Below are 20,277 nucleotides of genomic sequence, written 5' to 3'. Positions count from 1 at the left end.
CCCCGTTAGGAAGCGAAGAAACAACATGAGTGCACCAGCAGAAGCCAAGGAGACCACCGGTCGCGTGGTCCGCATCACCGGCCCGGTCGTCGACGTGGAGTTCCCCCGGGGCTCCGTGCCGGAGCTGTTCAACGCGCTGCACGCCGACATCTCTTACAAGGAGCTGTCCAAGACCCTGACCCTGGAGGTCGCGCAGCACCTCGGCGACAACCTGGTCCGGACCATCTCGATGCAGCCCACCGACGGTCTGGTGCGTGGTGTCGAGGTCACCGACACCGGCCGTTCCATCTCGGTGCCGGTCGGTGACGGCGTCAAGGGCCACGTGTTCAACGCTCTCGGCGACTGCCTCGACGAGCCCGGCTACGGCAAGGATTTCGATCACTGGTCGATCCACCGTAAGCCGCCGGCGTTCTCCGATCTGGAGCCCCGCACCGAGATGCTGGAAACCGGTCTGAAGGTCGTCGACCTGCTGACCCCCTATGTCCGCGGCGGCAAGATCGCCCTGTTCGGTGGTGCCGGGGTGGGCAAGACGGTGCTGATCCAGGAGATGATCAACCGCATCGCGCGCAACTTCGGCGGTACCTCGGTGTTCGCCGGCGTCGGTGAACGCACCCGCGAGGGCAACGACTTGTGGGTCGAGCTTGAGGACGCCAACGTGCTCAAGGACACCGCGCTGGTGTTCGGTCAGATGGACGAGCCGCCGGGCACCCGCATGCGCGTGGCGTTGTCGGCGCTGACGATGGCGGAGTACTTCCGCGACGAGCAGGGCCAGGACGTGCTGCTGTTCATCGACAACATCTTCCGGTTCACCCAGGCCGGTTCCGAGGTGTCCACGCTGCTAGGTCGTATGCCGTCGGCGGTGGGTTACCAGCCGACGCTGGCCGACGAAATGGGTGAGCTGCAGGAGCGCATCACCTCGACGCGCGGAAAGTCGATCACCTCGATGCAGGCCGTGTACGTGCCCGCCGACGACTACACCGACCCGGCCCCGGCAACCACGTTCGCCCACCTGGACGCCACCACTGAGCTGTCGCGTTCGGTGTTCTCGAAGGGCATCTTCCCGGCGGTGGATCCGCTGGCCTCGAGCTCGACCATCCTCGACCCCGCGGTGGTGGGCGACGAGCATTACCGGGTCGCCCAGGAAGTGATTCGTATCCTGCAGCGGTACAAGGACCTGCAGGACATCATCGCGATCCTCGGTATCGACGAACTCGCCGAAGAGGACAAGCAGCTGGTGAACCGGGCACGCCGGATCGAGCGCTTCCTGAGCCAGAACATGATGGCCGCCGAGCAGTTCACCGGCCAGCCGGGCTCGACGGTGCCGCTGAAGGAGACCATCGAGGCGTTCGACAAGCTGACCAAGGGCGACTTCGACCACTTGCCGGAGCAGGCGTTCTTCCTGATCGGCGGACTCGACGATCTGGCCAAGAAGGCCGAAAGCCTCGGCGCGAAGCTGTGATCGTCGAGTTGGGCATCGGGTTCAGGGAGGTGGTGTGACATGGCGGACATGAACGTGGAGATCGTCGCCGTGGAGCGCGAACTGTGGAAGGGCGAAGCCACATTCGTGTTCACCCGCACCACTTCCGGCGAGATCGGAATCCTGCCGCGGCATATCCCGCTGGTCGCCCAGCTCGTCGACGACGCGATGGTGCGGGTCGAGCGTGAGGGAGAGGACGACCTGCGTATCGCGGTCGACGGCGGATTCCTGTCGGTGACCGACGAGGCCGTGCGGATCCTCGTCGAGAACGCGCAGTTCGAATCGGAGATCAACGCCGACGAGGCCAAGCAGGACTCGGAGTCTGACGACGAGCGGACTGCTGCGTGGGGTCGCGCACGTCTGCGTGCCCTCGGTCAACTGGACTGACCGCCGATGAGCGCGTCCATGCTGTTCATGGTCGCGCTCGTCGGTGTCCTGGCTGTCCTGGTCGCGGTCTTGGGCTACCGGTTGTGGAAGCTGCGCCAGTTCGGCGGAACCGCCGCGATCTTGCGAGACATCCCCGCGGTCGGCGGACAAGGTTGGCGGCACGGCGTGATGCGATACCGCGGTGGGGAAGCCGGTTTCTACCGGTTGTCGAGTCTGCGCTGGTGGCCTGACCGGACCTTGAGTCGGCGTGGCCTGGAGATCGTGTCGCGGCGCTCACCGCGCGGTGACGAGTTCGACATCATGACCGACGAGATCGTCATCCTGGAACTTCGTGACATCAGCCCGGAGCGTGGCCGCGGCTATGAGATCGCGCTCGACCGGGGGGCATTGACCGCGTTCACGTCCTGGCTGGAGTCCCGACCCTCACCGCGAACGCGGCGTCGGTCCTACTGAGTTCCGCCACCCGGCCGCCACAGCACATCTCCATCGGGGTTGGCCACGCGGGACAGGATGAACAGCAGGTCTGAGAGCCGGTTCAGGTATTTCGCGGGCAGCACGCTGATCGTGTCGCCATGGGTGTCCACGGCGTGCCAGGCCGAACGCTCGGCACGACGGGCCACTGTCCTGGCCACGTGCAACAGCGCCGACAGTGGCGTACCGCCCGGCAGCACGAACGAGTTGAGCGCCGGCAGCGGCTCGTTGAACTCGTCGCACCATTTCTCGAGACGGTCGATATAGCTCTGCTGGATGCGCAGCGGTGGGTATTCCGGGTTTTGCACGACCGGTGTGGACAGGTCGGCGCCGGCGTCGAACAAGTCGTTCTGGATCTGGCGCAGCACGGCGTCCAGACGCTCATCGGGCTGTCCCAGGGCTACGGCGACCCCGATCGCCGCGTTGGTTTCATCACAGTCGGCGTAGGCCGCCAACCGCGCGTCGTTCTTCGACACGCGGCTGAAATCGCTGAGCCCGGTCGTGCCATCGTCGCCGGTACGGGTATAGATCCGTGTCAGATGAACAGCCATGTCCAAACCGTACGGGACGGCCTCGGACCCTCGCGGCTCGGGAGACTGACATGCGATGACGGGCTGTTTACACTAGCCGTCGTGAGCGACCATTTCGTGGTGACCGGCGGTTGCCGGTTATCGGGCGAAGTTGCTGTCGGCGGCGCGAAGAACAGTGTGCTGAAACTGATGGCGGCTGCGCTGCTGGCCGAAGGCACCAGCACGATCACCAATTGCCCGGACATCCTTGATGTGCCGCTGATGGCCGAGGTGCTGCGCGGTCTCGGCGCAACCGTCGAGCTCGACGGCGACGTCGTGCGGATCACGTCACCTGACGAGCTCAAGTACGACGCTGACTTCGCCGCGGTTCGGCAGTTTCGCGCGTCGGTGTGCGTGCTGGGCCCGTTGGTCGGTCGGTGCAAGAAGGCCAAGGTGGCCCTTCCGGGCGGCGATGCGATCGGATCCCGGCCGTTGGACATGCATCAGTCCGGGCTGCGTCAGCTCGGTGCGCGGTGCAACATCGAGCACGGCTGCGTGGTCGCCGAGGCTGACCATCTTCATGGCGCCGAGATCCAGTTGGAGTTCCCGTCGGTCGGCGCGACCGAGAACATCCTGATGGCGGCCGTACTTGCCGACGGGGTGACGACCATCCACAACGCGGCCCGAGAACCTGACGTGGTCGACCTGTGCACGATGCTCAACCAGATGGGGGCGCAAGTTTCCGGTGCCGGCTCGTCGACGCTGACGATCACCGGTGTTGATCGGCTGTATCCGACCGAGCACCGGGTCATCGGGGACCGGATCGTGGCTGCCACCTGGGGGATCGCGGCAGCGATGACCCGCGGAGACATTTCGGTCACCGGGATCGATCCCGCGCATTTGCAGCTGGTCCTGCACAAACTGCACGATGCGGGCGCAACGGTCACCCAGAGTGACGACGGATTCCGGGTGGTGCAGTACGAGCGCCCCAAAGCGGTCAATGTGGCCACCCTCCCGTTTCCCGGATTCCCGACGGACCTGCAACCGATGGCGATCGGCTTGGCCGCAGTGGCCGACGGGACGTCGATGATCACCGAAAACGTTTTCGAGGCCCGGTTTCGATTTGTCGAAGAGATGATTCGTCTCGGTGCCGACGCGCGAACCGATGGGCATCACGCGGTGGTGCGCGGCATTCCGCAGTTGTCGAGCGCACCGGTGTGGTCATCGGACATCAGGGCCGGCGCCGGGCTGGTGCTCGCTGGGCTCGTCGCCGACGGCGAGACCGAGGTGCACGATGTGTTCCATATCGATCGCGGGTATCCGAAGTTCGTCGAGAATCTCGTCGGATTGGGTGCGGAAATCGAGCGCGTCACGTAGACTCGAGGGTCCGAAACCCGCTCTACGCTGGTCATTTGGGCGTCTGGCCGACAGGGCGTAGTATTTCCTTTCAGATGCCCACGGCCCCGGTCGAAAGATGCGGCGGACGGGGTTTGACTTCCCTGATCACATGCAGTACAGTGGCAGGGTTGCCTGAAACCGGGTGTGTTGTTTGAGAACTCAATAGTGTGTTTGGTGGTTTTTGTTTGTTGTTTTTTTTGCCGCACTTCTTTTTCCCGTTTAGGGGTGTGGTTTTTTTGATGCCAGTTTTGGTGTCTTTTGTTTGGTCAGGCTTGTTCTGAATGTTTTTTGTTTGGAGAGTTTGATCCTGGCTCAGGACGAACGCTGGCGGCGTGCTTAACACATGCAAGTCGAACGGAAAGGCCCTTCGGGGTACTCGAGTGGCGAACGGGTGAGTAACACGTGGGTGATCTGCCCTGCACTTTGGGATAAGCCTGGGAAACTGGGTCTAATACCGGATATACCCTGCTGGTCGCATGGCCTGGTGGGGGAAAGCTTTTGCGGTGTGGGATGGGCCCGCGGCCTATCAGCTTGTTGGTGGGGTGATGGCCTACCAAGGCGACGACGGGTAGCCGGCCTGAGAGGGTGACCGGCCACACTGGGACTGAGATACGGCCCAGACTCCTACGGGAGGCAGCAGTGGGGAATATTGCACAATGGGCGCAAGCCTGATGCAGCGACGCCGCGTGGGGGATGACGGCCTTCGGGTTGTAAACCCCTTTCGCTCACGACGAAGCGCAAGTGACGGTAGTGAGAGAAGAAGGACCGGCCAACTACGTGCCAGCAGCCGCGGTAATACGTAGGGTCCGAGCGTTGTCCGGAATTACTGGGCGTAAAGAGCTCGTAGGTGGTTTGTCGCGTTGTTCGTGAAAACTCACAGCTTAACTGTGGGCGTGCGGGCGATACGGGCAGACTGGAGTACTGCAGGGGAGACTGGAATTCCTGGTGTAGCGGTGGAATGCGCAGATATCAGGAGGAACACCGGTGGCGAAGGCGGGTCTCTGGGCAGTAACTGACGCTGAGGAGCGAAAGCGTGGGGAGCGAACAGGATTAGATACCCTGGTAGTCCACGCCGTAAACGGTGGGTACTAGGTGTGGGTTTCCTTCCTTGGGATCCGTGCCGTAGCTAACGCATTAAGTACCCCGCCTGGGGAGTACGGCCGCAAGGCTAAAACTCAAAGGAATTGACGGGGGCCCGCACAAGCGGCGGAGCATGTGGATTAATTCGATGCAACGCGAAGAACCTTACCTGGGTTTGACATGCACAGGACGCCGGCAGAGATGTCGGTTCCCTTGTGGCCTGTGTGCAGGTGGTGCATGGCTGTCGTCAGCTCGTGTCGTGAGATGTTGGGTTAAGTCCCGCAACGAGCGCAACCCTTGTCTCATGTTGCCAGCACGTTATGGTGGGGACTCGTGAGAGACTGCCGGGGTCAACTCGGAGGAAGGTGGGGATGACGTCAAGTCATCATGCCCCTTATGTCCAGGGCTTCACACATGCTACAATGGCCGGTACAAAGGGCTGCGATGCCGTGAGGTGGAGCGAATCCTTTCAAAGCCGGTCTCAGTTCGGATCGGGGTCTGCAACTCGACCCCGTGAAGTCGGAGTCGCTAGTAATCGCAGATCAGCAACGCTGCGGTGAATACGTTCCCGGGCCTTGTACACACCGCCCGTCACGTCATGAAAGTCGGTAACACCCGAAGCCGGTGGCCTAACCCCTTGTGGGAGGGAGCCGTCGAAGGTGGGATCGGCGATTGGGACGAAGTCGTAACAAGGTAGCCGTACCGGAAGGTGCGGCTGGATCACCTCCTTTCTAAGGAGCACCACGAGACCTGGCCGGCCCCGTAGATCGCGGGATCAGCCGATTGTCAGGCGATTCGAGTGGATAGCCCCGCGCCTGTAGTGGGTGGGGGTTTGGTGCACGACAGACGTTGAGATGCGGTGTGGGAAACATCGTGTCGATGGAATCACCGGACACACTATTGGGCTTTGAGACAACAAGCCCGTTGTTCCCTGGCCACTGCGTGTGGTGGGAGGCGTGTTGTTGCCCTGCTTTGGTGGTGGGGTGTGGTGTTTGATTTGTGGATAGTGGTTGCGAGCATCGAGATGGTGACTTGTATGAGGGCCTGCCTTCCTTGTGGGGGTGGGTGTTCTTGTGTGGGTTGTCATTTCATGTAATGCAAATTTTCTGATGAGCCTGGGGCTTTCGTTTCGGCGGGAGTGTTCAGGTGACTCATTTTTTGGTTTTGTGTTGTAAGTGTTTAAGGGCGCATGGTGGATGCCTTGGCACTAGGAGCCGATGAAGGACGTGGGAGGCTGCGATATGCCTCGGGGAGCTGCCAACCGAGCGTGGATCCGAGGATGTCCGAATGGGGAAACCCGGCACGAGTGATGTCGTGTCACCTGCATCTGAATATATAGGGTGCAGGGGGGAACGCGGGGAAGTGAAACATCTCAGTACCCGTAGGAAGAGAAAACAACCGTGATTCCGTGAGTAGTGGCGAGCGAAAGCGGAGGATGGCTAAACCGTGTGCATGTGATACCCGGCGGGGGTTGTGTGTGCGGTGTTGTGGGGCGTTTCTTCTCTCATCCGCCGATGAGGGCGAAAGTGATAAACCGTTGGGTTAGTTGAAGTGGTCTGGGATGGCCTGCCGGAGAGGGTGAGAGCCCCGTGGACGAAAACTCAACGGCTTTCGTGGAATGTTCCCGAGTAGCAGCGGGCCCGTGGAATCTGCTGTGAATCTGCCGGGACCACCCGGTAAGCCTGAATACTTCCTAGTGACCGATAGCGGATTAGTACCGTGAGGGAATGGTGAAAAGTACCCCGGGAGGGGAGTGAAAGAGTACCTGAAACCGTGCGCTTACAATCCGTCAGAGCTCTCGCCTTTTGGTGTGGGGTGATGGCGTGCCTTTTGAAGAATGAGCCTGCGAGTCAGGGACATGTCGCGAGGTTAACCCGGGTGGGGTAGCCGTAGCGAAAGCGAGTCTGAATAGGGCGTATCCAGTCCGGAGGGGCTGGTGTAGTGGTGTGTTCTGGACCCGAAGCGGAGTGATCTACCCATGGCCAGGGTGAAGCGCGGGTAAGACCGCGTGGAGGCCCGAACCCACTTAGGTTGAAGACTGAGGGGATGAGTTGTGGGTAGGGGTGAAAGGCCAATCAAACTCCGTGATAGCTGGTTCTCCCCGAAATGCATTTAGGTGCAGCGTCGCAGTGTTCGTGTCGGAGGTAGAGCTACTGGATGGCCGATGGGCCCTACTAGGTTACTGACGTCAGCCAAACTCCGAATGCCGACACGGTGTAATGCGGCAGTGAGACGGCGGGGGATAAGCTCCGTGCGTCGAGAGGGAAACAGCCCAGATCGCCGGCTAAGGCCCCTAAGCGTGTGCTAAGTGGAAAAGGATGTGCAGTCGCGAAGACAACCAGGAGGTTGGCTTAGAAGCAGCCACCCTTGAAAGAGTGCGTAATAGCTCACTGGTCAAGTGATTGTGCGCCGATAATGTAGCGGGGCTCAAGCACACCGCCGAAGCCGCGGCAGCACACCTTGTGTGTGCTGGGTAGGGGAGCGTCCTGCATCCGGTGAAGCCACCGAGTGATCGAGTGGTGGAGGGTGTGGGAGTGAGAATGCAGGCATGAGTAGCGATTAGGCAAGTGAGAACCTTGCCCGCCGAAAGACCAAGGGTTCCTGGGCCAGGCCAGTCCGCCCAGGGTGAGTCGGGACCTAAGGCGAGGCCGACAGGCGTAGTCGATGGACAACGGGTTGATATTCCCGTACCCGTGTGTGAGCGTCCCTGACGAATCTGTTCTGCTAACCGCCCAAAAGGCGGATCACTGATCCCTTCGGGGTGACGGGTCTGCCGGCTGCGCGGGACCCGGATGGGTAGTAGTCAAGCGATGGGGTGACGCAGGAAGGTAGCCGTACCAGTCAGTGGTAATACTGGGGTAAGCCTGTAGGGAGAGATCTAGGCAAATCCGGATCTCACATATCCTGAGAGGTGATGCATAGCCGATTGAGGCGAATTCGGTGATCCTAAGCTGTCGAGAAAAGCCTCTAGCGAGCACACACACGGCCCGTACCCCAAACCAACACAGGTGGTCAGGTAGAGAATACCAAGGCGTACGAGTGAACTATGGTTAAGGAACTCGGCAAAATGCCCCCGTAACTTCGGGAGAAGGGGGACCTCCACACCGTGTAAGCCCTTGCGGCCCAAGCGGGAGGGGGTGGCACAAACCAGTGAGAAGCGACTGTTTACTAAAAACACAGGTCCGTGCGAAGTCGCAAGACGATGTATACGGACTGACGCCTGCCCGGTGCTGGAAGGTTAAGAGGACCCGTTAACCCCTTCGGGGGTGAAGCGGAGAATTTAAGCCCCAGTAAACGGCGGTGGTAACTATAACCATCCTAAGGTAGCGAAATTCCTTGTCGGGTAAGTTCCGACCTGCACGAATGGCGTAACGACTTCTCAGCTGTCTCAACCATAGACTCGGCGAAATTGCATTACGAGTAAAGATGCTCGTTACGCGCGGCAGGACGAAAAGACCCCGGGACCTTCACTACAACTTGGTATTGGTGCTCGATACGGTTTGTGTAGGATAGGTGGGAGACTATGAAGCAGTCACGCCAGTGATTGTGGAGTCGTTGTTGAAATACCACTCTGATCGTATTGGGCCTCTAACCTCGAACCGTCTATCCGGTTCAGGGACAGTGCCTGGTGGGTAGTTTAACTGGGGCGGTTGCCTCCTAAAAAGTAACGGAGGCGCCCAAAGGTTCCCTCAACCTGGACGGCAATCAGGTGTTGAGTGTAAGTGCACAAGGGAGCTTGACTGCGAGACGGACATGTCAAGCAGGGACGAAAGTCGGGACTAGTGATCCGGCACCTCTGAGTGGAAGGGGTGTCGCTCAACGGATAAAAGGTACCCCGGGGATAACAGGCTGATCTTCCCCAAGAGTCCATATCGACGGGATGGTTTGGCACCTCGATGTCGGCTCGTCGCATCCTGGGGCTGGAGCAGGTCCCAAGGGTTGGGCTGTTCGCCCATTAAAGCGGCACGCGAGCTGGGTTTAGAACGTCGTGAGACAGTTCGGTCTCTATCCGCCGCGCGCGTCAGAAGCTTGAGGAAAGCTGTCCCTAGTACGAGAGGACCGGGACGGACGAACCTCTGGTACACCAGTTGTCCCACCAGGGGCACCGCTGGATAGCCACGTTCGGACAGGATAACCGCTGAAAGCATCTAAGCGGGAAACCTTCTCCAAGACCAGGCTTCTCACCCTCTAGGAGGGATAAGGCCCCCCGCAGACCACGGGATCGATAGACCAGACCTACACACGCAGCAATGCGCTCAGGGAACTGGCACTAACCGGCCGAAAACTTACAACAAACCCAAAACCTCGCAACCACACCACGGTCAAACACAACGACCACACCCCACCACCAAAACACACAAAGACTTCACCCAAAAAGTGAATAAAGTTACGGCGGTAATAGCGGCAGGGAAACGCCCGGACCCATCCCGAACCCGGAAGCTAAGCCTGCCAGCGCCGATGATACTGCCCACACGGGCGGAAAAGTAGGACACCGCCGAACACACATTGAAGCCCTGTGCCCCCCAATTCAATTGGGGGGCACAGGCATTTCTGGGGGTGTGTCTGATTAATTGAAGAGCGTCGGAACAGCAGAAGTGGCATGGCTCTTCTCGAGTCCGAGCAGCAGCCGCTTGCGGTCGATACCGCCACCGTATCCGGTCATTTTCCCGTTGGCGCCGATGACGCGATGACACGGCACGATGATGCCGATCGGATTGTGTCCGTTGGCCAGGCCCACGGCACGGGATGCACCGGGCGCGCCGATCTGCTGCGCAATCTCGCCGTAGGAGCGGGTCTGCCCGTACGGGATGGTCAACAGCGCTTCCCAGACGCGGCGTTGAAAAGCGGTGCCGGCCAGGTTCAACTCCAGGTCGAACTGCTGCAGTTCGCCGCAGAAGTACATCTCCAGCTGGTGGATCGCCTCCGGGAATGCGCTGTCGTCACGCTCCCATCCGGCCCGATCCGGTTCGTAGGTCTGGTCGACCATTCGCAGATGCGCCAACCGGGTGCCGACGCCGGCCAGCGTCAACACGCCGACCGGGCTGTCCATCGTCCGATATCGCACGCTTTCCATCATGCCCCTCCTTCGGTGGCCAGTAGTTGACGGCGTGATCGAGTGCCGTCCAAAGGTGTTGCGTCGCATAGGATCGCCATGGTCGCCAGCGGCTGCTGTAGGCCGCCAGTGGACCCGGTGCGGACGCCAGGCCCAGCCGATCGGCCGCCGAGACGACGCCCAAATCCGTCGCCGGAAACGCATCCGGGTCGCCGAGGCCGCGCATGGCGATCATCTCCGCCGACCACACCCCGATGCCCGGCAACGCCAACAGCTGCCTTCGCGCGTCGTCCCAATCGCAGCCACTGTCGAGCACGAGGTCGCCGTCGGTCAGTGCGTGAATCAGCGCCCGTACTGTGCGCTTGCGGGTGCCGGGCAGCGCAAGGTGCCGAACGTCGATGTCGGAGAGTTGATCGACCGACGGGAAGAGGTGCGTCAAACCGCCCTCCGGGTCGTCGACCGGATTTCCGTAGGCGGCGACGAGTCGCGCGGCGTGTGTGCGTGCCGCGGCGGTGGAGACCTGTTGTCCCAGCACCACCCGCATTGCCAACTCATGCTCGTCGACGGTGCGTGGGATGCGTTGGCCCGGCGCCTGCGTCACAAGTCGGGCAAGGGCGGGATCCGTACTGAGGTCCTCGATGACTGCCGTGGGATCGGCATCGAGGTCGAGGAGCCTTCGGCAGCGCGCAATCGCAGCCGACAGATCGCGGAAATCATCGACGACGAGGCGGCAACCCACGTGGTCGACGTGTGGTGTCAGGCTGACGACCCCGGCACCGTGCGGTAATCGCAGCGTACGACGGTAGGCGCCACCTCGGACCTCCTCGACCCCGGGTACTGCGGTGGCTCCAAGATGGCCGAACAGACCCTGGTGCGCGAACGGTCGCCGGGCCGCCAGCCGTAAGGTCATAACCCCGGTGCCGTGACTGTCGGCCCGCCGGAATCGCGCCCGGGCCCGTTCACGTAGGCAGGTCGGTGTCAGATCGCTGACGCTGCGAACCGTGTCGTTGAACTGCCGGATGCTGGCGAATCCCGCAGCGAAAGCGACATCGCTGAACGGCATCTCGGTGGTCTCGATGAGAACCCGGGCCATCTGTGTTCGCTGCGCCCGGGCAAGCGCCAACGGTGCGGCACCCAACTCGGCTTGCATCAGCCGCTCGAGCTGACGCACGGTGTAACCGACCCGCGCCGCCAAACCGGTCACGCCCTCGCGATCGACGGTGCCGTCGGCGATCAAGCGCATTGCTCGGGCGACCGCGTCGCCACGCACGTTCCATTCCGGCGACCCAGGTGATGCGTCCGGCCGGCACCGCTTGCACGCCCGAAAGCCGGCTCGCTGAGCGGCCGCTGCGGTGGGGTAGAAGCTGACGTTGTGCGCCAACGGTGTACGCGCCGGACAACTGGGGCGGCAGTAGATCTTGGTGGTCAAGACCGCGGTGACGAACCAGCCGTCAAAACGGCTATCCCGGGCCGCAACGGCGCGGTAGCAGCGGTCGAAGTCGATATCCATCCCCACGACCATCGCACGGCCGGACCGGTCGGCACTAGCGGAAAAACGACATGACCGTCGGCGCCTACTGCGGGGGCCGGACGCTGGACATCACCAATTGCAGATAGGGGCGGTAGAGATCCTCGCCGTCGAGGTGGCTGTCCAGGGTTAAGATCACCTACATCGCGGTGTATCTGCAGATGCAGCTGCCCGACTCGGTCCCGGTGCCCAGCTTCGAAAATGCTGCAGAAGGGTAGACACCGAACACTGCCACCGTGGCTCCCGGGTTCGGTGGCCTAGACTCGCGCCATGTCCGAGTTGGTGCAGCGGTACCTGGACCACATCCGCGACGAACACGCCGACGTCGATGACGGTGCACTGGCTGACTACATTCCCGAGCTCGCCGGCGTCGACCCGGATGGATTCGCGCTCTCACTGGCGATGGCGGACGGCTACATCTACGAATCCGGCGATGCGGGCCGTGAATTCACCATCCAGTCCATTTCCAAGCCGTTCACCTATGCCCTTGCCCTGGACCAGATCGGTGTCGACGCCGTCGACGCGAAGATCGGTGTCGAGCCTTCCGGCGATGCATTCAACGAGATCAGCGTCGACAGCGCCACCAAGATCCCGAAGAACCCGATGATCAACGCCGGCGCGATCGCGGCGGTGTCATTGATTCCCGCCTCGTCCCCCGACGCCCGGTTCGGGTTGATTCAGGAGTTCTATTCGGCCTTCGTCGGTCGTCATCTCGAGGTCGACGACGACGTCTACCAATCAGAGAAGGCCACCGGCAGTCGCAACCGGGCGATCGGCTACATGCTGGAGAGCTTCGGGGTACTCGACGACGACCCTGACGAGGTCCTCGACGTCTACTATCGCCAGTGCGCGCTACGAGTCACATCGACCGACCTGGCGAGCATGGGCGCCACTCTGGCCCGGGGCGGGGTACATCCCGAGTTCGGCAGGGTCACCACCGCAGCGGTGGTCAAACGCACTTTGTCGGTGATGGTCACGTGCGGTATGTACGACGCCGCCGGCGACTGGGTCAGTGCGGTGGGGATGCCGGCCAAGAGCGGCGTAGGCGGCGGCATCGTGGCGGTGCTGCCCGGCCAACTCGGAATCGGCGTGTATTCGCCGAAACTGGACGACAAGGGCAATAGCGTGCGCGGAGTTCGGGTATGCCGCAGCCTTTCCGAGGAGCTCGGCCTGCACTTCCTGACGGTGCGCCGCGACTCGTTGGCGACTCTGCGCAACATCTACGAACCTCACGCCGGGGTGCGGATCTACGAGACACACGGCGATCTGCTGTTCAGCGGCGCCGAGCAGGTCGTGCGTGTCGTCGATGAGGAACGCGACCTGTTCGAGGTGGCGATCCTCGACGTCTCGCGTGTCGACGACATCGACGATGCGGCCCGCTCACTGTTGGCAGGAATGGCCGCGGAACTCCAAGACGAAGGCAAGCAGGGTCTGCTCGTCGACCCCGACGGCGCGGTGATCGCCTCCGGCACCGATCTGGCATCCGTTCGTTTCTCCAGCGCCGACGATGCGTTGGCCGCGGCGCAGCAATGGTTGGGTCGCCGCGATCGGTGAGACCGCTGCAGGCGCCTCAGGCCCTCAGGCGCCGCGGTGCACGGGTGCCAACCGCTCGGCGATGTGTTCGGCCAGCAACTCGATTTCGGCCAACCGGGTCTGCAGCCGTTCGGGTGCCCAGGCCAGCGCGATATCGGCCGGCGCCCAAGTGTTTTCGTCGATCGGGATGAGTTTGAACTCCGGTGGCGAGAAGATCCTGCCGATGAACGACTCGGGTGCGTAGCTGACCACCGCCACCAGATGGCGGTTGAACACCTGAGTCGCCATCTCGACCTCTCCGCCGCGCTGATTGGTGGTGCGGACGATGCGGTGAATCCCTTTTCGGTTCAGCCGACGTGTCAGTCCGGCCAACACGACCGGGTTGGGTCGGGCCACGTCGATGACCACCTCACGGTCACGCAACTCGTCGATCGCCACCGAGTCCCTGGCAGCCAGCGGATCGTCGTGACGTACCGCAATCGCCCCCTGGTAGCTGGCTACGACCCGGTGACGCAGCCGCTTATCGGAAGCCGGGAGGTGGATCACCCCGAGCTCGGCCTGTCCGGCGATCAACGTGGCGGTGACCTCGGCGGCCGACCCCGGAACGCTGAACTCGGTCGGCAGCGGCAACTCGGCCAGCACCGTCTCCAGCTGGCTCAGTAGATCCGATGGAGCATAGGCGGTGGCGCCGAGTCTGACCGGCGCCTGCTCTCGCGCCCCACGGTGCGCTGTTGCCTTGAAGTCCTCCACCTGGCGCAGGATTTCGCGCGCGGGTCCGATCAGTCGTTCGCCGAGCGGACTGAGCCGCACGTCGTGATACCCACGCTCGAACAGCGGTCCGCCAACCTCCTTTTCGAGCAATTTGATCTGCTTGCTCAGTGGCGGTGGGGTGATCATCAACTTGTCGGCGGCACGTTTGAAGTGCAGTTCGTCGGCCACCGCGACGAAGTACCGAAGCCTGGTGAAGTCGATGTCCATTCCTGCCGCATTCGGATGTGGTGGAGCTACCACCTCCGAATGCTACGAGATCGACTCATGCACCGGTCACGGCTGCGGCACGGCTTGCACCTCAGATGTCTCCAATACACCGCGCTGATGCAGCCGCGCGATCTCGTCGGCATCGAGGCCCAACAGCTCGTGCGCGATCTCGGCCGTCTGCTCACCGAGTAACGGCGCCTGGCCGAGCGGTGGGTCGGCGACGTGGCCGCAGTGAATCTGGACGTTCTCCATCACGAACGGCGCGGATCCGTGCGGGTGCAGCTCCTCGCGGAATGCGCGCCGCTGCTGGTAGTAACCCCAGGCCGGGACCTCGTCGGCATGCAGCACGGCGCCGGCGGGCACACCCGCGGCCTGCAGTATCGCCGTGGCCTCCGTGGCTGAATGCCGGCCCACCCACGACCGCACGGCGCCTTCGAGGTCGCACTGATCACCATCGGGTGGAGGTGCGCATCCCACGACATTGCCCAGTGCACGACGGTCGGCGTCATCGCGCGCGGTGATGGCGATCCAGCTGTCGGTTCCGGCGGTCGGAAACAACCCCCACGGCCCGCGGTCGGAGGCGTCGGTCCGGGCGTGCCCCGAGCGCTGCAGGGCACCGGCGGCGATGTCGGCGGCGAGGTGACTGAGCATCACCTCGGCCTGTGAGACGCTGGCCGATCCGCCCGCCCCGGTGCGCTCGCGGCGCAACAGTAACGCCAGCGCTGACAGGGTTCCGATACGCGCCGCGACGTGGTCGGGGTAGACGGTAACGGTGTCGCAGAACGTCTCGGTCTCTCCGGGGTAGACCCACAGATTGGTAAAGCCCACCGCCGCGCGCACCAGCGGGCCATAGCCCAGCCGTTTGGCCCACGGGCCGGTCGGCCCGAACGCCGAGCTGTCGACCACCACGATCTCAGGATTGATGTTGCGCAGCGTGGCGTAGTCCATCCCCAGGGACTCGGCCACTCCGGGCTTGTAGTTACTGAGCACGACATCGGACACCGCGACCAGGCGGTGGGCCAGCGCTCTGCCCTCGTCGCCGGCCAGATCCAGCCCGATCGAGCGCTTGTTGCGGTGACCGGCCGCGAAGGGCTGGGTCATCGAGGTCAGCTTTCCGACCCGCAGTCCGTCCGGGTGTGCCGAATGTTCGATCTTGACCACGTCGGCTCCCAGATCGCCGAACAGCCGAGCGGTGTCGGCTCCGACGACGATGACGCCGAGGTCCAGGACACGGATTCCCTCCAACGGCAGACCCGCACCGCGGCGCTGCCGCCGCGCCAGCAGCGGCGCCGCTACCGGCCGGGAGTGGGCCACGTCGCCGGCCGTCAGGGCGCTGGCGCGGTGGCCGTCGATTTCGGTCACACCCAACGGAATCGGTGCGACCACCCCCGGTGCGAGTTCCACGTCGTGGAAGAAGCCCCGTTCGGCGAAGTGGTCGGCGTTCAGCGCTTCCGGCAGTGTCAGCACCGCAGCCGTCGGTACGCCGTGCGCCTGGCCTTGGGCTTCGAGCTCGGAACGGGTCTTGTCGGCGCAGAATGCCTCGATGGCGTCCAGCAGATGTGGTGAGTGGAAACGCTTTCCGAGCTTGTCGTAGCTCGGATCGGCGAATTCTTCCGGGCTGCCCATCCATTCGAACATGCCTCGCCACTGCCGTTTGGCCAATATGCACATCCGGACATGACCGTCCTTGCAGGCGATGATCGGATAGCGTTGCCGCTCGGCGTTCCAGTCGCGGCGCTGCGCGCTCACGGCGACGCCGGCTGACGCGCTGCCGGCGGTGCCGAATGGCGGATCGAGCGTTTGCATCGCACCGTCGAGGACCGAGAAATCGATCAGATCGCCCTCGCCACTGCGCAACCGGTCCAGATACACCGCGAGCGTCATCACCGCCGCTTGGGCCGCGGCCACCTGGTAGGGCAACTCGGCCGGCGGGACCAGCGGTTCGCGCCCCGGGATCCCGGACCTGGACAGCTCACTACTCAGTGCATGCAACACCGGAGTGGTGGCCTGCCAGTTCCGATAGTCGTTGTCCCGGCCGAAGTCGCTGATAGACAGCACCACCAGCTCGGGGTGCTGGGCGCGGATACCACGCACCGACAGCGCCGCCTCGGCCGGCGAGCCGGGTCTGCTGTTCTCGATGAGAATGTCGGTGCCCGAAAGCAACTCGGTGAAGCGGTCCCGGTCAGACTCCGAGGCCAGCTCGATGTCCACGGTAGCGATGCCGTGGCGGTCGATCGCCGTCTGGACCGGCACCCCGTCGACGAACGGGCCGACGACGGCCTCCTCGGTGATCCCGCACAATCGCACCGCGGTGACGTGCGCGCCAAGGTCGGCAAACAGCCGGCCCACGGCTGTCATCGGACCCGTGCTCGCATCGAGGATCTCGACGCCGGCCAAGGGCGGATCATACGTCGTGGTGTCGGGCATGATTCAGCTCCGCCGTGCCTGGCGGAACGGGATGTCGCGGTCGGCTTCGGGTTCCTTCGGAAGTCCGAGCACCCGTTCACCGATGATGTTGCGCTGAATCTGGTCGGTACCGCCACCGATCGAGGTGAAGAAGGCGTTGAGGGTCAAGAAGTTCGCGTCGTCGGCCTCGGGATTGTCGGGACCGGTCAACAGGGCCTTGGCGCCGATGATCTGGGTCTTCATCGCGGCTTCGGTGTGCAGGATCTTCGACATTGCCAGTTTGCCCAGCGACATGATAGAGCTCGAAGTACCTTGCGACGTCGATGCTTTGGCACGAGCGTTGTTGAGTCGGTTGAGCTCGCGCAATGCCAGTACCGAAGCCAGTGGATGGCGCACCGCCGGGTCGTCGAGGACGCCGTGCTCGCGGGCGAGTTCGATAAGGCTGTCGGCTTTGCGATGACGCGACCCACGACCAGTGTCGCCCATGATCGATCGTTCGTAGGCCAGGGCGATCTGCAGCGCGCGCCACCCGTTGCCCTCACCGCCGAGGATGTAGTCGTCCGATGCGGTCGCCTCGGAGATGAACACCTCGTTGAAATGCGCCTCACCAGTGATCTGAACCAGGGGGCGAACCTCGATTCCGGGCTGCTTCATCGGCATGATGAACAGGCTCAGCCCTTTGTGCTTGGGGACGTCCCAATCGGTGCGGGCCAGCAGCAGCGCGAAGTCGGCGGTCTGGGCTCCGGAGGTCCACACCTTCTGTCCGTTGACCACCCACCGCCGGCCGTCGCGGACCGCGGTGGTGCGCACACTGGCCAGGTCCGATCCGGCTTCCGGCTCGCTGTAGAGCAGGCAGGTGCGGGACCGTTCGACCAGGAAATCGCGCAGCAGGTCGCTCTTGACCTTCTCGGTGCCCAGGGCGAGCACGGTATTGGCCGGGATGTTGTACTTGTCTTGCCGCGATCCCGGCGCTTTGAGTGCGGCGAATTCCTCGCCGATGACGTTGGCCAGTTTGTTCGGATAACCGCGGCCGAACCACTGGTGGGGATAGGTCGGAACCGCGTATCCGGCGTCGAGCACCTTCTCCAGCCACGCGATCCGCTCGGGTGAGGATACCCACGGATCGCTGGTCTTCGGCAACGGTTGGTAGTTGTCCCGCAACCAGTTTCGCACCTCCTCGCGTAGGTCGTCGAGGCTGGGCAGATCAGCGGTGGTCATGTCAGGCGCCTTTCGAGACGAGGTAGCGCTCGCGATGAAGCCGTGAGCCGCCGAACAGCTGAGTCCCGGTGCGGGCTCGGCGCAGGAACAGATGCGCGGGGTGCTCCCAGGTGAACCCGATACCTCCGTGCATCTGGATGGCGTTCAATGCGATGTGTTCGTAGGCCTCGGCGCACGCGAACCCGGCCAACGCAGTCGCGCCGGGGGAGTGCTGGCTTCGTGCCGCCTTCTCCGCGGCCGCGAACTGGGCCGCAGACGTCGCGGACTCCATCTCCAGCAGCAGGTCGGCGGCCAGGTGCTTGAGGGCCTGGAAACTGCCGATCTGGCGGCCGAATTGCACCCGCGTCTTGAGGTACTCGATGGTCATGTCGAAGATCCGGCGGGCGCCGCCGACCTGCTCACCGGCTGTGGCGATGACGGCGTGGTCAAGCGCTTCCTGCACGGCTTCCCAGCCGGCACTGCCGAGTCGGCGCGCCGGCGTGCCGGTGAAGGTGAATGTGGACAGGCGCACCGTGGGGTCGAAAACGGTTGCCGCCGTGCGGGTGAAGTTCGCCGCATCCGTGGCGACCTGGTAGACGCCGAGTCCGTCGCCGGTGCGGGCCACCACCAGGATGATGTCGGCGACCTGTCCCCAGGTGACGTAGTGAGCTGTGCCGCTGAGCGAGTGATCTGAATCAGCGCTGACTGCAACGCCTTCCGGTGTCCAGGTACCGGAACTGCCGGTGACGGCGACGGTGCCGATGGCGGTGCCATCAGCCAGTGCAGGCAGCAGGTGCCGCTTGTCGTCGTCGGTGCCGGCCCGCTCGATGAGGGTGACGGCCAGCACCGCGCTGGAGATGAACGGTGCCGGCAGCAGTGCCGCGCCGGTTTCTTCGGCAACGGCCTCCATCTCTTGCGCGCCGAATCCCAGACCACCATGTGCGGAGTCGACCAGCATGCCGAGCACGCCCTGCTCCCCAAGGCGCTGCCACAGTCGGCGATCGAAACCGTCAACGGAGGCCATCGCCTCGCGCACGTCATCTTGGGTGCACTTGTCGCTCAGCAACTCACCAACCGCCGTGCGCAGCTCGGCTCGTTCGGCCACACTGATGGTCATCTCGACCGCCTTCCTGGTTGCTGCCCCCATGTTCGACGCTGACCACCGCGGTGTACATCACCGATTGCGACACCGGTGCGTTTCCGGTCGGGACATCGTGCAGGTGAACTAGCAAAACCAGATCTTGTGATCCATCTCCCTCGACATCGACCTACGGTACCGTAAGTTACGGTACCGTAGGTTTTGTTGTACGGAGGGACGGAGTCAGCATGATGGATCAGACCAGCGTCTTGTACGAGTTGGAACCGATCGTCGAGCAGAACCTCGAGCGCCACCTGAGCACGGTCAAGCCGTGGAACCCACACGACTACGTCCCGTGGAGCCGGGGACGCGACTTCGCCGTCCTCGGCGGCGAGGACTGGGCTCCCGAGGACTCCCCGCTGGACCCGGTGGCCAAGGCTGCGCTGACAGTCAACCTGCTGACCGAGGACAACCTGCCTTCATATCACCGGGAGATCGCCACTCGGTTCGGGCGCGACGGCGCCTGGGGGGCCTGGGTTGGTCAGTGGACCGCAGAGGAGGGACGCCACAGCATCGCGCTGCGCGACTATCTGGTGGTGACCCGCGGTGTGGACCCCGCCAAACTCGAGGCACTGCGCATGGAGCACACCATTGCCGGTTACGACTCGGGCGACAAGACACCGCTGGCGGCGCTGGCCTACGTGTCATTCCAGGAACTCGCCACCCGCGTGTCGCACCGCAACACGGGACGGGCCTCCGGCTGCCCGATTGCCGATCAGCTGCTCGCCCGGATCGCGGCCGACGAGAACCTACACATGGTCTTCTACCGGAACCTGATGGCGGCCGCACTCGATATCGCGCCGGACGCCGCCATGGCCGCCATCCGCGATGAGGTCCTCGGGTTCACGATGCCCGGTGCAGGTATGACCGACTTCCGCGAGAACTCCATCCTCATCGCCAAGGCCGGCATCTACGACCTACGCATCCACCACGACGACGTGCTGCAGCCGGTGTTGCGCTTCTGGCGAGTCTTCGAGCGCAGCGATTTCGGCCCGGCCGGCCAACAGGCCCGCACCGAACTCGCCCAGTTCCTGGACGCGGTCGATGAACGGGCCCGGTATTACGAGGAGAGGGCCGCCCGCCGGACAGTCGGCACGCCGGCCTAGTTGTTGTGACCTGACA

The 20,277-nt window shown here is 63.3% G+C and carries 13 protein-coding genes, 3 rRNA genes and 1 pseudogene; 9 read left to right on the top strand and 8 right to left on the bottom strand.

All coding sequences use genetic code 11. The features are described 5' to 3' along the window. The first annotated feature begins 25 nt into the window (after positions 1-25). From atpD to KXD98_RS18345, 3 genes are read left to right on the top strand one after another with little or no spacing between them, the layout of a single operon-like run. A complete protein-coding gene (gene atpD / locus KXD98_RS18355) occupies positions 26-1,459 on the top strand; it encodes a F0F1 ATP synthase subunit beta (RefSeq protein WP_260759770.1) in 1,434 nt (477 codons plus the stop codon). A 39-nt stretch (positions 1,460-1,498) separates the two neighbouring features. Next, positions 1,499-1,864, top strand: a complete 366-nt coding sequence (locus KXD98_RS18350) for a F0F1 ATP synthase subunit epsilon (protein WP_260759769.1) — start codon at positions 1,499-1,501, stop codon at positions 1,862-1,864. A gap of 6 nt (positions 1,865-1,870) precedes the next feature. Next, complete coding sequence (locus tag KXD98_RS18345; protein WP_260759768.1) at positions 1,871-2,317, top strand: DUF2550 domain-containing protein; 447 nt, start codon at positions 1,871-1,873, stop codon at positions 2,315-2,317. On the opposite strand, the gene KXD98_RS18340 is transcribed toward KXD98_RS18345, so the two are convergent. Then, positions 2,311-2,886, bottom strand: a complete 576-nt coding sequence (locus KXD98_RS18340; protein WP_260759767.1) for a cob(I)yrinic acid a,c-diamide adenosyltransferase — start codon at positions 2,884-2,886, stop codon at positions 2,311-2,313. The genes KXD98_RS18345 and KXD98_RS18340 overlap by 7 nt on opposite strands. Positions 2,887-2,967: 81 nt before the next feature. Here KXD98_RS18340 and murA point away from each other — a divergent pair, with 81 nt between their 5' ends. The 4 genes from murA (at position 2,968) to rrf (ending at position 9,823) form a co-directional block, all read left to right on the top strand. Next, the gene (gene murA / locus KXD98_RS18335; protein ID WP_260765290.1) at positions 2,968-4,221 is read left to right on the top strand and encodes a UDP-N-acetylglucosamine 1-carboxyvinyltransferase; all 1,254 of its coding nucleotides are present in this window, start codon (positions 2,968-2,970) and stop codon (positions 4,219-4,221) included. 310 nt (positions 4,222-4,531) lie between these two features. Further along, positions 4,532-6,053 (top strand): 16S ribosomal RNA (locus tag KXD98_RS18330). A 438-nt stretch (positions 6,054-6,491) separates the two neighbouring features. Next, positions 6,492-9,616, top strand: a 23S ribosomal RNA gene (locus KXD98_RS18325). A 94-nt stretch (positions 9,617-9,710) separates the two neighbouring features. Continuing rightward, positions 9,711-9,823 (top strand): 5S ribosomal RNA (gene rrf, locus KXD98_RS18320). The 16S, 23S and 5S rRNA genes sit together here, the layout of an rRNA operon. A gap of 66 nt (positions 9,824-9,889) precedes the next feature. Here rrf and KXD98_RS18315 read toward each other — a convergent pair. From KXD98_RS18315 to KXD98_RS28430, 3 genes and pseudogenes are all read right to left on the bottom strand, one after another. Further along, complete coding sequence (locus tag KXD98_RS18315) at positions 9,890-10,372, bottom strand: methylated-DNA--[protein]-cysteine S-methyltransferase (RefSeq protein ID WP_313901239.1); 483 nt, start codon at positions 10,370-10,372, stop codon at positions 9,890-9,892. Beyond that, a complete protein-coding gene (locus KXD98_RS18310; protein WP_313901238.1) occupies positions 10,263-11,885 on the bottom strand; it encodes a DNA-3-methyladenine glycosylase 2 family protein in 1,623 nt (540 codons plus the stop codon). Before KXD98_RS18310 ends, KXD98_RS18315 begins: the two co-directional genes overlap by 110 nt. Positions 11,886-11,949: 64 nt before the next feature. Continuing rightward, positions 11,950-12,036, bottom strand: a pseudogene (locus KXD98_RS28430) (TetR/AcrR family transcriptional regulator); the annotation flags it as partial. A 137-nt stretch (positions 12,037-12,173) separates the two neighbouring features. On the opposite strand from KXD98_RS28430, the gene glsA reads away from it, so the two are divergent. Continuing rightward, positions 12,174-13,457, top strand: coding sequence for a glutaminase A (gene glsA / locus KXD98_RS18305; RefSeq protein ID WP_260759766.1), 1,284 nt, complete (start codon positions 12,174-12,176; stop codon positions 13,455-13,457). Between the two features lie 24 nt (positions 13,458-13,481). Here glsA and KXD98_RS18300 read toward each other — a convergent pair whose 3' ends face one another. From KXD98_RS18300 to KXD98_RS18285, 4 genes are all read right to left on the bottom strand, one after another. Beyond that, a complete protein-coding gene (locus KXD98_RS18300; RefSeq protein ID WP_260765288.1) occupies positions 13,482-14,414 on the bottom strand; it encodes a LysR family transcriptional regulator in 933 nt (310 codons plus the stop codon). 66 nt (positions 14,415-14,480) lie between these two features. Then, positions 14,481-16,841 carry a CoA transferase gene (locus KXD98_RS18295; RefSeq protein ID WP_260759765.1) on the bottom strand — a complete coding sequence of 787 codons (2,361 nt, stop codon included), beginning with the start codon at positions 16,839-16,841 and terminating at the stop codon, positions 14,481-14,483. Positions 16,842-16,844: 3 nt separating this feature from the next. Further along, the gene (locus tag KXD98_RS18290; protein WP_260759764.1) at positions 16,845-18,038 is read right to left on the bottom strand and encodes an acyl-CoA dehydrogenase family protein; all 1,194 of its coding nucleotides are present in this window, start codon (positions 18,036-18,038) and stop codon (positions 16,845-16,847) included. Position 18,039: 1 nt separating this feature from the next. Continuing rightward, positions 18,040-19,134 (bottom strand): acyl-CoA dehydrogenase family protein, encoded by a 1,095-nt coding sequence (locus tag KXD98_RS18285; RefSeq protein ID WP_260759763.1) that lies wholly within the window; start codon positions 19,132-19,134, stop codon positions 18,040-18,042. Between the two features lie 209 nt (positions 19,135-19,343). On the opposite strand from KXD98_RS18285, the gene KXD98_RS18280 reads away from it, so the two are divergent. After that, a complete protein-coding gene (locus KXD98_RS18280) occupies positions 19,344-20,261 on the top strand; it encodes an acyl-ACP desaturase (RefSeq protein ID WP_260759762.1) in 918 nt (305 codons plus the stop codon). Positions 20,262-20,277: the final 16 nt, after the last annotated feature.

It is taken from the genome of Mycobacterium sp. SMC-4 (assembly GCF_025263265.1).
GTDB lineage: Bacteria > Actinomycetota > Actinomycetes > Mycobacteriales > Mycobacteriaceae > Mycobacterium.
Note: the sequence above shows the minus strand (reverse complement) of the source record. Positions and strands in the feature narration are given on the sequence as shown.